The organism is Kitasatospora sp. NPDC005748 (assembly GCF_040630735.1).
Taxonomy (GTDB): Bacteria; Actinomycetota; Actinomycetes; order Streptomycetales; family Streptomycetaceae; genus Kitasatospora.
In genome coordinates, this window is record NZ_JBEXYD010000019.1 from 1 (window position 1) to 14,416 (window position 14,416).

At 75.7% G+C, this 14,416-nt stretch carries 14 protein-coding genes; 7 read left to right on the top strand and 7 right to left on the bottom strand.

Features of this window, described 5'->3' with window-relative positions:
- Together ABZ495_RS16630 and ABZ495_RS16635 are read right to left on the bottom strand one after the other, a co-directional pair.
- Nucleotides 1-996 (bottom strand): heavy metal translocating P-type ATPase (locus ABZ495_RS16630; protein WP_359836481.1); only part of this gene is annotated, 996 nt, incomplete at its 3' end.
- Nucleotides 997-1,114: 118 nt separating this feature from the next.
- Nucleotides 1,115-1,390, bottom strand: coding sequence for a heavy metal-associated domain-containing protein (locus ABZ495_RS16635; RefSeq protein ID WP_359810957.1), 276 nt, complete (start codon nucleotides 1,388-1,390; stop codon nucleotides 1,115-1,117).
- Between the two features lie 179 nt (nucleotides 1,391-1,569).
- On the opposite strand from ABZ495_RS16635, the gene ABZ495_RS16640 reads away from it, so the two are divergent.
- Nucleotides 1,570-1,923 (top strand): VOC family protein, encoded by a 354-nt coding sequence (locus ABZ495_RS16640; RefSeq protein ID WP_352290856.1) that lies wholly within the window; start codon nucleotides 1,570-1,572, stop codon nucleotides 1,921-1,923.
- 117 nt (nucleotides 1,924-2,040) lie between these two features.
- Here ABZ495_RS16640 and ABZ495_RS16645 read toward each other — a convergent pair whose 3' ends face one another.
- Entirely contained in the window at nucleotides 2,041-2,847 is an 807-nt protein-coding gene (locus ABZ495_RS16645) for a LysR substrate-binding domain-containing protein (RefSeq protein ID WP_329486579.1), read from the bottom strand.
- Between the two features lie 57 nt (nucleotides 2,848-2,904).
- Between ABZ495_RS16645 and ABZ495_RS16650 the strand changes: the two genes are divergently transcribed.
- Nucleotides 2,905-3,318, top strand: a complete 414-nt coding sequence (locus tag ABZ495_RS16650) for a DUF5997 family protein (protein ID WP_359810952.1) — start codon at nucleotides 2,905-2,907, stop codon at nucleotides 3,316-3,318.
- 219 nt (nucleotides 3,319-3,537) lie between these two features.
- Here the strand turns inward: ABZ495_RS16650 and ABZ495_RS16655 are convergent, their stop codons facing one another.
- Complete coding sequence (locus ABZ495_RS16655; RefSeq protein WP_359836483.1) at nucleotides 3,538-4,005, bottom strand: SsgA family sporulation/cell division regulator; 468 nt, start codon at nucleotides 4,003-4,005, stop codon at nucleotides 3,538-3,540.
- Nucleotides 4,002-4,214, bottom strand: a complete 213-nt coding sequence (locus tag ABZ495_RS16660) for a hypothetical protein (protein WP_359810949.1) — start codon at nucleotides 4,212-4,214, stop codon at nucleotides 4,002-4,004. The genes ABZ495_RS16655 and ABZ495_RS16660 overlap by 4 nt, the downstream gene beginning before the upstream one ends.
- 134 nt (nucleotides 4,215-4,348) lie before the next feature.
- Here ABZ495_RS16660 and ABZ495_RS16665 point away from each other — a divergent pair, with 134 nt between their 5' ends.
- The 3 genes from ABZ495_RS16665 to ABZ495_RS16675 all read left to right on the top strand — a co-directional run bounded on the left by ABZ495_RS16665 (nucleotide 4,349) and on the right by ABZ495_RS16675 (nucleotide 8,563).
- Complete coding sequence (locus ABZ495_RS16665) at nucleotides 4,349-5,278, top strand: Lrp/AsnC family transcriptional regulator (protein ID WP_359836485.1); 930 nt, start codon at nucleotides 4,349-4,351, stop codon at nucleotides 5,276-5,278.
- A 130-nt stretch (nucleotides 5,279-5,408) separates the two neighbouring features.
- Nucleotides 5,409-6,923, top strand: coding sequence for an APC family permease (locus ABZ495_RS16670; RefSeq protein WP_352290851.1), 1,515 nt, complete (start codon nucleotides 5,409-5,411; stop codon nucleotides 6,921-6,923).
- Entirely contained in the window at nucleotides 6,920-8,563 is a 1,644-nt protein-coding gene (locus ABZ495_RS16675; RefSeq protein ID WP_359836488.1) for an amidohydrolase, read from the top strand. Before ABZ495_RS16670 ends, ABZ495_RS16675 begins: the two co-directional genes overlap by 4 nt.
- Nucleotides 8,564-8,595: 32 nt before the next feature.
- Here the strand turns inward: ABZ495_RS16675 and lysA are convergent, their stop codons facing one another.
- Entirely contained in the window at nucleotides 8,596-10,023 is a 1,428-nt protein-coding gene (lysA, locus tag ABZ495_RS16680) for a diaminopimelate decarboxylase (RefSeq protein ID WP_359836489.1), read from the bottom strand.
- A gap of 70 nt (nucleotides 10,024-10,093) precedes the next feature.
- Nucleotides 10,094-10,330, bottom strand: a complete 237-nt coding sequence (locus tag ABZ495_RS16685; protein WP_359836491.1) for a hypothetical protein — start codon at nucleotides 10,328-10,330, stop codon at nucleotides 10,094-10,096.
- A 440-nt stretch (nucleotides 10,331-10,770) separates the two neighbouring features.
- On the opposite strand from ABZ495_RS16685, the gene ABZ495_RS16690 reads away from it, so the two are divergent.
- Together ABZ495_RS16690 and ABZ495_RS16695 are read left to right on the top strand one after the other, a co-directional pair.
- Nucleotides 10,771-11,547, top strand: coding sequence for an ABC transporter ATP-binding protein (locus ABZ495_RS16690; RefSeq protein WP_359836494.1), 777 nt, complete (start codon nucleotides 10,771-10,773; stop codon nucleotides 11,545-11,547).
- Complete coding sequence (locus ABZ495_RS16695; RefSeq protein ID WP_359836497.1) at nucleotides 11,544-14,285, top strand: ABC transporter permease; 2,742 nt, start codon at nucleotides 11,544-11,546, stop codon at nucleotides 14,283-14,285. Before ABZ495_RS16690 ends, ABZ495_RS16695 begins: the two co-directional genes overlap by 4 nt.
- Nucleotides 14,286-14,416: the final 131 nt, after the last annotated feature.

A 14,416-nucleotide genomic window follows, 5' to 3' on the forward strand; every position in this document is an offset into this window, starting at 1 on the left:
GACGACGAGGCGGCCGCCGGCGTTGAGGGTGGCGCCGGTGACGGTGTCGCCGACGGTGACCTCGACCGGGACGGACTCGCCGGTGAGCATCGAGGCGTCCACCGCGGAGGAGCCCTCGACCACGGTGCCGTCCGTCGCGATCTTCTCCCCCGGACGCACCACGAACCGCATCCCGGGGGCGAGTTCGGCGATCGGGAGGCGGACCTCGACGCCGCCGCGCAGCACGGTGACGTCCTTGGCGCCGAGCTCCAGCAGCGCCGTCAGCGCGGCGCCGGCGGTCCGCTTGGCGCGCGCCTCGAAGTAGCGGCCGGCCAGCACGAAAGCGACGATGCCGGCCGCCGCCTCCAAATAGATGTCGGCCGAGCCGTCACCGCGGGCGAGGCTGAACTCGAAGGCGTGCCGCATGCCCGGCATCCCCGCGTGCCCGAGGAACAGGGCCCAGAGCGACCAGCCGAAGGCGGCCAGCGTGCCGAGCGAGACCAGGGTGTCCATGGTCGCGGCGCCGTGCTTCAGGTTGGTCCAGGCGGCCCGGTGGAAGGGCCAGGCCGCGTAGGTGACGACCGGCGCCGCGAGGGTGAGCGAGAGCCACTGCCAGTTGTCGAACTGCAGGGCCGGCACCATGGCCATCGCGATCACCGGTACCGCCAGGGCGAGCGCGGTGGCCAACCGCTGCCGCAGTGGGGCGAGTTCGTCCGGTTCGGCACCGGCCTCCGCCCCCTGTGCACCGGCCCCCGCCGGCCGCGCGGCCGGCGCCCGCGCGGTGTCGGGGGCCGGGAGGGCCGCGGTGTAGCCGGTGGCCTCGACGGTGGCGACCAGGTCCGCGATCCGGACGCCGTCGGCCACGACTGCCCGCGCCTTCCCGGTCGCGTAGTTGACCGTGGCCTCGACCCCTTCCATCCGGTTGAGCTTCTTCTCGATCCGGGCCGCGCAGGACGCGCAGGTCATGCCGCCGATCCGGAGGTCCACCTCCGTGGAGGCGGGCGCCTGAGTGGTCATCTGGGCTCCTCGTGGTGCGTCGTCGGTGGCGCCCTCGGCGCGACCGTCTTGCGGGTGCTGCGGGGCGGACCCTCGCGGGACCGCTCCCGTTGATACCCCTCGGGGGTACGGGGCCGGGTCAGACCCGGCCGGTCAGCGCATAGCCCGCGCCGTCGATCGCCTCGCGCAGCACCTCGTCGTCCGGCTCGGCCTCGGACACGACGGTGACCAGGCCGGCCTCGACGTCCACGTCGACGGCGGTGACGCCCGGCAGGCCCGTCATCGCCCGGCCGACGGCCTGCTCGCAGTGGCCGCAGGTCAGGCCGGTGACCGCGTAGACCGTGGTCACGGCGCCGATGGTGGCGACGGTCGTGGCGCCGGTGGAGCAGGTGCCGGTGGTGGAGCAGCAGGACATGGTTTCCTCCGGAGCGGTCGACGAGCCTGTCGTGACGCCCGTGGTTAGATACCCCCTAGGGGTACCAATCGGGCGTGGCTCCATTCATACCCCCAGGGGGTATCCAGCGCAACCCTTGGAGCGCACCGGTCCGCCCGCCGCGCCACTCGCCGGATCGACGGGCCTGGCAGGATGGCGGCATGGAACGTGTGCTGGGAGTGGGCGGGTACTTCATGCGGGCCACCGACCCGGTGGCGCTGGGCGCCTGGTACCGCGATTGCCTCGGTCTCGACGCCGACGAGCACGGCCTGTGGCAGCAGGAAGCCGGGCCGACGGTGTTCGCGGCCTTCGAGTCCGGAACCGACTACTTCGGCTCCCCCGCGCAGCGGACGATGCTCAACTTCCGTGTCCGCGACCTGGCGGCGATGCTCGCGCAACTCCGCGCCAAGGGCGCGGACGTGGCCGAGGAGACCCAGGACATGGCGGGCGTCGGCCGGTTCGGCTGGGTCACCGACCCCGAGGGCAACCGCATCGAACTGTGGCAGCCCAGCTGACGGCACCGCCGCGCGGGCGGTGACCGCCGGCCGGAGGCGTCACGGGCCCGGCCGGGGTTCGTCCCGACCCCACCGCCGCCGGCCCCCGGTCCATCGTGGCGGGGGCCGGCGGGCGGGTCAGGAGGAGCGGCGGGGGCGGCCGCGGCGGGGCGCGCCGGCCTTGCCGGAGCCCGACTTCCCCGCGGCGGGGCGGCCGCCGCCGGACTTCCCGCCGCCGGAGCGGCCCGCGGCCGCGGGCTTGCCGGAACCGGCGCGGGGGCGGCCGCCACCGGCGGCGGCCTTCTTCGGCTGCTCGGCCGCGGGGGGCGTCTGGCCCCGGCCGCGCGAGCTGTTGACCGTCCGGCCGCGGACGATCCCGATGAACTCCTCGATCAGGTCGGTGGTCCGGTCCAGCTGCCAGGCCAGGGCGACCTGCGACTGGGGGGCGTCCGACACCGTCCGGAAGGTGAGGTCCCGGCGGTGGTGGAAGCGGGCGAGCGACTGCGGGACGAGCAGGACGCCGACCCCCGCCGCCACCAGTTCGATCGCGTCCGCGGTGGTGGCCGGGCGCTCGATCGCCGGGCGGCCGGGCAACTCCGCCCAGCCCAGGGTGTCGTCCAGCGGGTGGAAGACCACTTCCTCGGCGAGGTCCGCGAGGGGCACCTCGTCGGCCGCCGCCAGCCAGTGGTCCTTCGGGAACACGACGACCGTGGCCTCGGTGTAGAGCGGGATCGCGCTGAGGCGGTCCCGGTCCACCGGGAGCCGGACCAGCCCCGCGTCGGCGGCGTCGGCCAGCAGCGTCGCCGCGCCCTCCTCCACCGGTACCGCGACCAGGGTGAGCGGGACGTCGGGCAGCCGCTCCTCCCAGACGCGCACCCACTTACCGGGCGTCACGCCCGGAACGTACACCAGTCGGAACGAGGGGTTCGCCTGCATCTCTGTCACGCTGCAAGGCTACCGACCGTGATCGGGGCCGCCACTCACTCGCTTACCCTAGTGACCATGACATCGCTCAAGTCGAAGACGACCCAGACCATGAAGCCGGCCACGGCCGCCAAGAAGCTGGGCATCTACCTCAACGCCGCCCCCGCCGAGTTCCAGGAGGGCGTGGTCTCCCGCGAGGAGCTCAACACCCTGCAGGCCGACCCGCCCGCGTGGCTCCAGGAGCTGCGGCGCAACGGCCCGCACCCCCGCCCGGTCGTCGCGGCCAAGCTCGGCGTCTCCGTCTCGGGCCTGGCCCGCGGCGGCGTCACCGAGGCGCTCACCACCGAGCAGATCGAGGCCCTGAAGACCGAGAACCCCACCTGGCTGGAGCGCGAGCGCACCGTTCAGGCCGACGTCCGCAAGGAGGCCGTGCGGATCAAGGAGAAGAACGAGCAGCAGGCCGCCGCGACGCCGCCCGCCAAGACCCGCTGATCCCGTCCGGGGCGGCGGCCTCCTCGCCTTCCGCCGCCCGGTCGCTCCCGCGCACCGCCCGCGCGCCGACGGCTCCGCGCCGACGGCCTGCCGCGGCCGACCGCTCCCGGCCGCCCCTCCGGTCCACCGCCCCGCCCGCGCGGGCAGCCGGGCACCTTCCGCCGCCCCCGGTCACCGCCCCGCCCGCGCGGGCAGCCGGGCACCTTCCGCCGCCCCCGGTCACGGCCCCGGCCTGCCGTGGTCGAGCAGCCGGCGCACCAGCCCGTCCAGGTCGAGGTACTCGTGCTCCCGGCCGGGCGGGACCAGGCGGTCGGTGCGCCCGAGGAAGACCCTGACCTCGGCGGCCCGGGCCCGGAGCACGACACTGCCCTCGTCCCCGCCGAGCGCGACCAGCACGGTACCGGCCTCCTCGCCGGTGCCCGGGCGGACCGACACGTCGCCGATGCCCGCCTCCCGCGTGGTCCCCGCCGCCAGCAGCTCGCGCGCGAACATCCAGGTGATCGGCTCCGCCCGGTCGACGTGACTGTCCAGGTAGACCGCGTACGGCTCGGCCACGTCGTAGCGCAGGCGGGCCTTCACGCAGACGGTGAGGCCCGGACAGACGACCGCCCGCAGGTCGAGGTCCAGGGCCGTCGCCTCCGCGCCGGAGCGCTGCGGGGGGACGTGCGGTGTCTCCCGGCCGGTCATTCCGGTTCTCCGGCGGGACCGGTGGCACCGAGGGCCGGCGGGGCGAACCGGGGTGGCTGGACCAGCCGGTGCCACTCCTGGTCGACGTGGCCGGGCACCGTCCGCCCGTAGCCGATCCAGAGGGCGACGAGGTGCGTGAAGATCGGTGCCTGCTCATGAGGAATCGTTTCTTCGCCTGCGAGGGCGAAGGCCTGGAGGTCGTTTCTCATGCCTGGACAACGACGGGCCCCACCTGCGGTAACCCTCCGCCCCCGGCGCAGTCGCGCGGACCCGTCCGGCCCGGCCCCGCCGCGGCCGGATAGATTGCCGGGACCAGCCACCCCGCCGCCCCCGGGAGCCCCTCGTGCTCGACACCACGGACGCCGCCCTCGTACGGGAGCTCCAGCGCGACGGCCGCGTCAGCTACCAGCGGCTCGCCGAACTGCTGGAGATCTCCCGGGAGGCCGCGCGGGCCCGGGTGCAGCGGCTGCTGACCCGGGGCGAGGTGCGGATCGTCGGCATCGTGCCGCCCGCCGTCGCCGGGATCACCACCGTCGCCCACGCCTCCCTGGACGTGGCCGGCCCGGCCCGGCCGGTGGCCGTGGCGGCCGCCGGCCGGCGGGCGGCCAGCTTCGTCTCCTGCACCGCCGGGCGGCGGAGCGTGATCGCCGAGCTCCGGGTGGCCGACGACGCGGCGCTGGAGCGCGAGTTCGCCGCGCTGCGGGCGGTGCCCGGGGTACGCGGCGTCGAGGTGTTCCGCTGCACCGAGCTGGTCCGGGACGCGTACGCGCCGTCCGGGCCGGACCTGCGGACCGGCGCGCTGCCCGCCCTGGACGGGACCGACCGGCGGCTGCTCGGACTCCTCCAGGCCGACGGGCGGGCGAGCTTCGCGGCGCTGGCGGACCGGATCGGCCTCTCCCAGCCGGCCACCCGGGCCCGGGTGCTGCGCCTGCTGGAGGTCGGCGCGGTGCACGTCACCGGCCTGGTGGAGTCGCGGGCGCTCGGCGTCCGGGAGGCCGCCGGGGTGGGGCTCGGGGTGCTCGGACCGGCACGCGAGGTCGCGGAGGCCGCCGCCGCGCTGCCCGGCGTCAACTACGTGGCCTCGGGCTACGGCCGCTTCGACCTCGTCTGCGGGCTGGACGCCCCGGACCGCCCGGCCCTGCTGCAGGGTCTGGAGGCGCTCCGCGGACTGCCCGGCGTGACGCGCTCGGAGTCCTGGGTGCACCTCGACATCGTCAAGGAGTCCTACACCTACGATCTGCCCATCGGACCGGCATTCGACAACCCTGAATGATGATTGGCAAATGATTCGCAGAATGAGGCCGATTCTCTGGGCGAAATGACAGTCGTGAGCCCTTGACGCTTTCTTTTCGCCACCCTTTCAATGGTCGGACACCTTCCCCGTGAGAGAGTCCGGTCCCCCGATGGCCTCTTCCCCTCCCCCACAGACCGCCGACGGCCCCCGGCCCGCCGGTCCCCCGCAGCCCGCCGGCTCCCCCCGGCCCGCGGTCGAGGCGCTCCCCCGCTCCCTGGGCGTCTTCGGCGGGGTCCTGCTCACCCTGTCCTGCGTCACCCCGGCCTCGTCGCTCTTCATCGTGGTGCCCCCGCTGCTGATGTCGCAGGGCAGCGGCGCCGTGATCAGCCTGCTGATCGCCGCCGTGCTCTCGCTGGGCGTCGGCCTCTGCTACGCCGAACTCGGCACCCTGGTGCCCAGCGCCGGCGGCGAGTACTCGATCGTCGGCCAGGTGCTCGGGCGACTGGCCGGCTGGCTGGTCTTCATGATCTCGATCGTCTCGCTGCTGGTCATCCCGCCGATCATCGCGCTCGGCACCGCCGACTACCTCGGCTCGGTGCTCTCGCTGGACCCGGCGGTCGCCGGCGCCGCCGTGATGGCGCTGGCCGTCGCGGTCGGCGTGCTGGACATCAAGTCCAACGCGCTGATCACCGGCATCTTCCTCGGACTCGAAGTGCTCGCCGCCGGCATCGTCGCGGTGCTCGGCTTCACCCACGTCCACCAGCCGGTCTCCTCACTGGTGCACGCCGTCGTCCCGGACGGGCAGGGCGGCACCGGACCGTTCACCCTCGGACTGCTGGTGTCCGGGCTGGCCGTGGCGATGTTCACGTACAACGGCTTCGGCACCGCCGTCTACCTCTCGGAGGACCTGCGCGACCCGCGCCGCACGGTCGCCCGCACGGTGCTCTGGTCGCTGCTGGCCGGGGTCGTGGTGATCACCGTCCCGGTGGTGGCGATCTGCCTCGGGGTCGCGTCGCCCGACCAGTTGGCCGCCGGTGACCTGGTCGCCATCGTCGACTCCTGGGCCGGCAGCACGGTGGGCACCTTCGTCAGCCTCTGCATCGCCGCCGCGATCCTCAACGCCGTCATCGTCATGGTGATCCAGAACGGCCGGGTGCTGTACGCCTCCGCCCGCGACCGCACCTGGCCCGACCCGGTCAACCGGGCACTCGGCACCCTGCACCCGCGCTGGGGCTCGCCGTGGGTCGCCACCCTCGCGATCGGCGCGCCCGGCGCCGTGCTCGCCCTGACCGTCCCGATCGACGCGCTGCTCGGCTTCACCGGGGTCGTGGTCGCCGTCATCTACCTGCTGCTCGGCGTCGCCGCGCTGCTCGCCCGGCGCGGCCGGCACCGGGGCGCGCCCGCCTGGCGGATGCCGCTCTGGCCCGTGGCGCCCGTGCTCACCACCGTGGTGCTCGGCTACGCGCTCACCCAACAGGCCGGCCGGGACCTGCTGATCACCCTCGCCGTACTGCTCGTCGGGGTCCTCTACTGGTTCCTCTACCTGCGCCCGCGCAGCGCGACCCACTGGGTGCTCAGCCTCCCGGCCGACCAGGCCGAGGCCCCGCGCGGCGCCGCCGCCGGCCTCTCGGCCACCGACCGCACCCCCGCTTCCGCTCCCGCCACCGCTCCGGAGTTCTCGTGAACCGCCCCGCCGACCTGATCGTCCACAACGCCCACGTCCACACCGTGGACGACCGCCGGCCGCGCGCCGAGGCGGTCGCCGTCCGCGACGGCCGGATCGTCCACGTCGGCGACGGCGACGACTGGCGGGCCCTGGCCGGGCCCGGCACCGAGGTCGTCGACGGCCGGGGGCGCCTGCTGGTGCCCGGCTTCGTCGACAGCCACAACCACGTCCGGCTCGGCTCCGACGCCGCCTGCGTCCAACTCGCCGGCGCCACCGACCTGCCCGAGATCGGCCGCCGGATCGGCCGGTGGCTGGAGCGGAACCCCGGCACCGACTGGATCGAGGCCGAGGCCTTCGACTACACCGCCGTCCCCGGCGGCCGGATGCCCACCGCGGCCGACCTCGACCCCTACACCGGCGACCACCCGGCCCTGGTCCTCAGCTACGACGTGCACACCGCCTGGCTGAACACCGCCGCGCTGCGCCGCCTGGGCATCACCGCCGAGACCCGGGAACTCGCCTTCGGCACCGTCCGGAAGGACCCGGCGACCGGCGAGCCCACCGGGTTCCTCACCGACTTCGCGGTGCGCGGCCTCTCCCGCGACGGGCACCGCGCGCTGCGCGCCGCCGGGGTGCCGTGGGCCGACCCCGAGCGGCAGTACGGGCGGCTCGCCGCCAGCCTCGACCTGGCCGCCCGCTACGGCATCACCACCGTCGTCGAACCGCAGAACTCGCTCGACGACCTCGCCCTCTTCGAGCGGGCCATCGCCGAGGGCCGGCTGCGCTCGCGCCTGGTCGCCGCGCTGTTCCACCCGCGCGGCACCACCGCGGCGGAACTCGCCGAGTTCGCGGCGGCCGCCCGCCGCCACACCGGCGACCGCTTCCGGGTCGGCCCGCTGAAGCTGTACATCGACGACGTGGTCGAGCCGCACACCGCCGCGCTGCTGGAGCCCTACGCGGGCCACCACAGCCACCGGGGCGAGACCTTCTACCCCGCCGAGGAGTTCGCCGAGCTCCTGACCTCGCTCGACGCGGCCGGCTTCCAGGCCTTCGTGCACGCGACCGGGGACCGCGGCATCCGTACCGTGCTGGACGCCGTCGAGCACGCCCGCCGGGTCAACGGGCCGCGCGACGCCCGCCACCAGGTGGTCCACGTCGAGTGCCTCGACCCGGCCGACGTCTCCCGCTTCGCCGAGCTGGGCGTGGTCGCCTGCATGCAGCCCCGGCACTGCTCCCCCGACATCGCCGGCCCCGGCAAGGACTGGGCCGAGGCGGTGGGCGAGGGCCGCTGGTCCAAGGCCTGGCCGATGCGCAGCCTCCAGGAGGCCGGGGCGACGCTCGCCTTCTCCAGCGACTGGAACGTCGCCGAGATGGACCCGCTGGTCGGCCTCTACACCGCCGTCACCCGCCGGGGCCTGGCCGGCGGGGAGCCGTGGATGGAGGGCGAGACCGTCTCGCTGGCCACCGCGCTGCGCGGCTACACCCTCGGCAGTGCCTACGCCAACTTCCTGGACGACCGCCTCGGCTCGCTCACCCCCGGCAAGCTCGCCGACCTCGTCCTGATCTCCGAGGACCTGTTCGCCGTCGACCCGAAGGCGATCCCGGAGGCGCGCGTCGAGCTGAGCGTCGTCGGCGGGGAGGTCGTGCACCGGGCCTAGGGGGCGTCCGCGCCCGCCCCGGGCGGCGCCGGTCAGCGGCCGACCTCGCGGGCCCGGAAGTCCTCGACCGTCTCACGGCGGATCAGCAGGCGGGCCCGGCCGTCCCGGACGGCTGCGACGGCCGGGCGCCCGACCAGGTTGTAGCCGGAGGCCATCGAGAACTGGTAGGCGCCGGCCGCCGGGACGGCCAGCAGGTCCCCCGCCCGCAGGTCGGCCGGCAGGCCGGCGCCCCGCACCAGCACGTCGCCGGCCTCGCAGTGCCGCCCGACCACGTCCACGCGGGCCGCCGGGGCGTCGGAGCGCCGGCCGACCAGCCGCGCGGTGTACGGGGAGCCGTAGAGCGCGGGCCGCGGGTTGTCGCTCATGCCGCCGTCGACGGCGGCGAAGACCCGGCCGTCCGCGCCGTGCTTGACCGACAGCACCCGGTAGAGCGCCACCCCGGCCGGCCCGGCGACGGCCCGGCCGGGCTCGATCACCAGGCGCGGCACCGCGAGCCCGGCCCCGGCGCAGCGCTCGGCGAGCCGGCGCGGCACCCGGGCGGCGAAGTCGGCGAGGTCGAAGGCGTCGTCTCCCGGCAGGTAGCGGATGCCGTGGCCGCCGCCGAGGTCCAGTTCGGGCAGCTCGACGCCGTGCCGCTCGCGCAGCTCCGCCAGGAAGGCCACCACCGTGTCCACGGCGGCGAGGTAGGGCTCGACCCCGGTGATCTGGGAGCCCAGGTGGCAGTGCAGGCCGACCAGGTCGAGGCCGGGCTGGGCCAGCACCCGGGCGATCGCGTCGGCCGCGTCCCCGCCCTCGATCGGGAGGCCGAACTTCTGGCCGCCGACGCCCGTGCGCACCGCCTCGTGGTGGCCGGCGGCGATGCCCGGAACCACCCGGACCAGCACCCGCTGCGGGGTGTCCGCGGCCACCAGGGCCGCCAGCCGGGCGATCTCCCCCGGTCCGTCGATGACGATCCGGCCGACCCTCAGCCGCCGGGCGAGCCGGAGCTCCTCCGGCGTCTTGGCGTTGCCGTGCAGCAGGATCCGCTGCGCCGGGAACCCGGCCGCGGCGGCCAGCGAGAGCTCCCCGGAGGAGCAGACGTCCAGGCCGAGGCCCTCCTCGCCGACCCAGTCGGCCATCGCGCCGCACAGGAAGGCCTTGGCCGCGTAGAGCACGTCGGCGTGCGGCAGGGCCTGCCGGTAGGCGCGGGCGCGGGCCCGCACCTCGTCCTCGTCCAGGACGTACAGCGGGGTGCCGAACCGGTCGGCGGCCTCGGCCAGGCCGACCCCGCCGACCAGCAGGTCCCCACCGGGGGCGGCGTGCGCCGAGGCCGGCCACGGGCCGCCGAGCGGCTCGGCGGCCCCCGCCGGTACGGGCGACGCCGCCTCCGGCACGGGGTCGGCAGCGGGGGCGGGGGCGGGGACGGGGACGGGGGCGGGGACGGGGACGGGGGCGGGGGCGGGGGCGGGAAGGACGGTCATGGCGGCGGCTCCTGCGGGCGGGGGCGGGGCGGGCGGGGCGCCGGCGGTGTCCCGCCCGGCGCGGGCGGCGTCAGTCGAGGTACTGCAGGGCGATCCGGCAGTGCGCCGCCCGGCCGCGCCACTGCCGGACGGCCGCCCCGGACGGCTCGTCGCCTTCCCCGTCCGCCCCGGCCAGGACGTCGGGCACCGGGGCGGGGCCGCGGCGGCGCGGCGGCACGGCGTCGCGTTCGACGACGGCGAGCGGGCGCCGCACGGCGGTGCCCGCGGTGGCGCCGGGGTGGCCGAAGAGGACCTGGGTGTCGCTCATGGTGGACGTTCCTTCCGAAGTACCGGCGGGCCGCCGGGGTGCGGGCCCGCAGCTCCAGTGGAGCCCCGTCCGCCCCGGCCCGGGCCGGCCTTGACGCGGGGCGTACGCACAACAGGCGTTCCTTGACGGCACCTTGACGACCGCCGGCCCAAATGGTGGCTGCCCCTCCTGCTCCTGCTGCCTCCTGCTGTCGCCTCGCTCCCCCGTCGGCGCGAGCCGTCCCGCCCGGTCCGCCGGGGCGGTCGCGGACGCCCCGCCGGCGGTCGGACCGGGCCCGGACAGAATCGTGACCGTCCAGCGGACAAGATATGTCGGCAACCTGCATATACTTTTGCTCGGCAGGTGCGATATACATACGGGGTATGCAAAGCCGGTCCGGCCGGAGGCGCCCCGCCCCACCCGCCGAAGGCTTCCTGATGCCCTGTCTCAAAGGGGGACCCATGTTCGAAACCAGTCCGTCCAGGAACGGCGCCGCCCCGGTGCTGCACCTGGACAACGTCACCCGGGTGCACGGCCGCGGCGCGGCCGAGGTGCACGCGCTGCGCGGCGTGGACCTCAGGGTGCAGGCCGGCGAGTTCGTCGCCGTGATGGGCCCGTCCGGCTCCGGCAAGTCGACCCTGCTCACCCTCGCCGGCGGCCTGGACACCCCCACCACCGGCCAGGTCCTGGTCGAGGGCGTCGCACTCGGCGGCCTGAGCCGCAAGAAGCTCGCCGCGGCCCGGCGGCGCTCGATCGGCTACGTGTTCCAGGACTACAACCTGATCCCGGCCCTCACCGCCGCCGAGAACATCGCGCTGCCGCGCGAACTCGACGGCGTCTCCGGCCGGGTGACGCGCCGTGAGGCACTGGCGGCACTGGAGGAACTCGGCATCCCCGAGCTGGCCGGCCGCTACCCCGACGACATGTCCGGCGGCCAGCAGCAGCGCGTGGCCATCGCCCGCGCCCTGGTCGGCGAGCGCCGCCTCGTCCTCGCCGACGAGCCCACCGGCGCCCTCGACTCCGCCAACGGCGAAGCCGTCCTGGGCGTCCTGCGGGCCCGCTGCGACGCCGGCGCCGCCGCGATGATGGTCACCCACGAACCCCGGCACGCCAGCTGGGCCGACCGGGTCGTCTTCCTCCGCGACGGGCTGATCGTCGACGAGGGCTTCGGCCGCAGCGTCGAGGGCCTGCAGACCATGGCCGCCCGCCACGGGAACCGGATCGAGGCCACCGGATGAAGCTCGGACCGCTGAAGGTCGCGCTGCGGATCGCCCGCCGCGACGCCCTGCGCGCCAAGGGCCGCAGCGCCCTCGTCATCGCCATGATCTCGCTGCCCGTGCTCGGCGTGGCCGGCGCCGACATCGTCTACCGCAGCGGCCAGCTCGCCCTGGTGGAGCGGGTCGAACGGCTGGCCGGCGGGGCCGACGCGCTCGTCACCGCCTACGAGCTCGGCAGCACCGTCCAGCAGCGCCCGTTCGCCGAGGACGGCGCGCTCGCGATCGGCGTCCGGGCCAACCAGGGACCGACCCCGGAGCAGATCCGCAGCGCCGGCGCCGACCCGGCCGCGCTGCTGAAGGAGCTGCTGCCCGGCTCGATCCTGCTGCCCGCCGCCGCCGGTCTCAACGCCAGCGCCGGCTCGCCCAACGGCCTGGTCCGGACCGAGACCGCCGAGGCCGACCTCACCGATCCGGTCTGGAAGGGCCGACTCGACCTGGTCGAGGGCCGCACCCCGAACGCCGCGCACGAGGCGGCCGTCACCCGGGAGTTCCTCACCGAGTCCGGCCTGCGCCTCGGTCAGACCACCGCCCTCAAGGGGCTGGAGAAGACGCCGTTCACCCTGACCGGCGTCGTGGAGCACCCCGACGACCTCGCCAAGGTCGAGTTCGTCGGCCGCCCCGGCGAGGTCCTCGCCCCGCTGGCCGCGGCCGCGCCGGCCGCCGCCAAGCCCCCGACCGGGGCGGGCGACCGCTCGACCCCGGGCAAGCCGGCCTGGCTGCTGAAACTGCCCGCCGGGGCGACCCTCGACTGGGAGGGCGTCAAGAAGCTCAACCGGTACGGCTTCACCGCGACCTCCCGCGCGGTGGCGCTCGACCCGCCGTCCGAGTCCCAGATCACCTACCAGCGGCTGGAGTTCGGCTCCAGCAGCCCGCTGCGCTCCGACAAGGCCGTGGTGGTCGGCACCGTCGCGGGCATGGCCCTGCTGGAGGTCGCCCTGCTCGCCGGGCCGGCCTTCGCCGTCGGCGCCCGGAGGTCGCGCCGGCAGCTCGCCCTGATCGGCGCGAGCGGCGGCGACCGCGGCCACATCGCCTCCGTCGTCCTCGGCTCGGGCCTGGTGCTCGGCGCGGTCGGCGCGGTCACCGGTGTGGTGCTCGGGACCGGCCTGGTGGCCCTGACCCGGTCGTGGATCGAGGAGACCGGTGGCAGCCGGTTCGGCCACTTCGGCGTCCAGGCGCCCGACCTGCTCGCCATCGCGGTCGTCGGCGTGGTCACCGCGCTGCTCGCGGCCGCGCTGCCCGCCCTCCAGGCTGCCCGGCAGAGCGTCACCGCCGGCCTCACCGGCCGTGACACCGTCAGGCCGCCGAGCCGCTGGACCACCGCCGCCGGCATCGTGCTCTTCGTCTCCGGCGCGGCCGTCGCGCTGCTCGCCGTCGGGACCAACGACGGCACCGGCCGGGGCATCCCGGTCTTCGCCGGCCTGGACAAGATGACCCTGATGGTGCTCGCGGGTTCGGCCACCGCCGAACTCGGCCTGCTCGCCCTCACCCCGGTACTGATCGCCCTCTGCGGCCGGCTCGCCCGGTTCCTGCCGCTCGGCGGCCGGCTCGCCCTGCGCGACTCGGCCCGCCACCGCGGCCGCACCGCCCCGGCCATCGCGGCCGTGATGGCCGCCGTCGCCGGCTCGGTGGCGATCGGCCTCTACACCGCGAGCAGCGACGTCATGGACGCCGCCTCCTACCGGCCGCACAGCCCGGTCAACTCCGTCTCGCTCGGCGTGCTCACCGACAGCCCGCTGCTCCCCCAGGTACGTGCGGCCATCGAGCAGGACCTGCCCGAGCTCGGGGAACGCGCCGATCTCGGCACCGCGGTCTACTCGTGGTGCGCGGAGTGCTCCAGCAACGTCACCGTCAAGGGCGGGGTCGGCTTCGGCTCCCGGGCCCTCGTCGTCGGCGACGCGACCGTCCTGCACAACGCCTTCGCCGTCCGCGACCCGGCCGCCGAGCAGGCGCTGGCCGCCGGCAAGGCCGTGGTCTTCGACCGCTCCCTGCTCAGCGGCGACAAGCTCGTGCTCCAGCTGACGGGTGGCTTCACCGCCCCGCCGCAGCCGGGTGCCGCCCCGGCGCAGGAGATCCGGGAGATCCCCGTCGACGCCGTCGTGGTCGAGAACCCGACCGCCGCCCGGTACGGGGCCGGCGTCATCGGCACCCGGACGATCACCGGACTGGGTCTCACGACGAAGCCCAGCGGCTCGGTCTGGCTGCCGTCCACCGCGCCGGACCGCAAGGCGACGCAGCGGGCCGCGGCCACCGCCGACCGCATCCTGCCGAGCGCCCTGCTCGACGTGGAGCGCGGGTTCGAGCCGAAGAGCGACGTACCGACCATCGCCCTCACCGGCTTCGCCGCCCTGGTCGTGCTCGGCGCCGCGTGCATCGCCACCGGCCTCGCCGCCGCCGACTCCCGGCGCGACCAGGCGACCCTCGCCGCGGTCGGCGCGCCGCCGGGGATCCGCCGGACCCTCTCCGGCATCCAGTGCGCGCTGATCGCCGTCCTGGGCGCGGCCCTCGGCACGATCAACGGCTTCGTCCCGGCGGTCGCCCTGCTGATGGCCCGTGACGTCGCCAACCAGGCGGGCAGCAGCACGATCGTGGTGCCCTGGGCGAACATCGGGCTCACCACCGTCGCCGTCCCGCTGTTCGCCGGACTGCTGGCCGTCCTGTTCACCCGCGCCGACGCGCCGCTCACCCGCCGGCTCGGCTGAGCCCGCACCGGCCCCCCGGGCGCCGTCCCCCCGCACCGCGCGGGGGGACGGCGCCCGTCCGCGCGTCCCGTCCCGCCCGGCGCCCCCGGCACCGTCGTACGCTGACGATCACCCTCTCCCGGCCTCCCGAA